1 protein-coding gene is annotated in these 411 nt (G+C 61.8%); it reads left to right on the top strand.

Annotated features, from left to right (window positions below):
- The coding region (locus tag K9U40_RS24210; RefSeq protein WP_282892589.1) for a virB8 family protein at positions 1-411 on the top strand (411 nt) is incomplete at both ends.

The raw sequence follows: 411 nt of genomic DNA, 5'->3' as shown, positions 1-411 counted from the left end.
GACGAGGATCTCAAGGCGTACTTTGCGGAAGCGGAAAGCTGGGACCGGGATCGGTTCGTGGCCGCAGTCCGCTCACGCCGGATCGCTTGGATCGTCGCCATTGTCGCGATCCTGTTTGCCGCGATCTGCGCGGCTGCGGTGCTGGCGCTCTCGCCGCTCAAGACGGTCGTTCCATACGTCGTCACTGTGGATCGATCGACGGGTGCAACGGAAGTCACCCAGGAGCTGCGCGGCGACAAGACGATCACCTACGACGAGGCAATCCGTAAGTATTTCCTCGCCGACTATGTGCGCGCTCGCGAAGGGTGGATTCCGCAAGCACGGGAAGAGTTCTTCCGGAAGGTGCTCTCGCTCTCGGCGCGCGAGGAACAGACCCGTTGGACAGCCTTCTACAAGAAGGACAATCCGGAC

The organism is Xanthobacter autotrophicus (assembly GCF_030015065.1).
Lineage (GTDB): Bacteria > Pseudomonadota > Alphaproteobacteria > Rhizobiales > Xanthobacteraceae > Xanthobacter > Xanthobacter autotrophicus_D.
The sequence above is the reverse complement of the archived record's forward strand: the minus strand, read 5'-3'. Positions and strand labels throughout refer to the sequence as shown.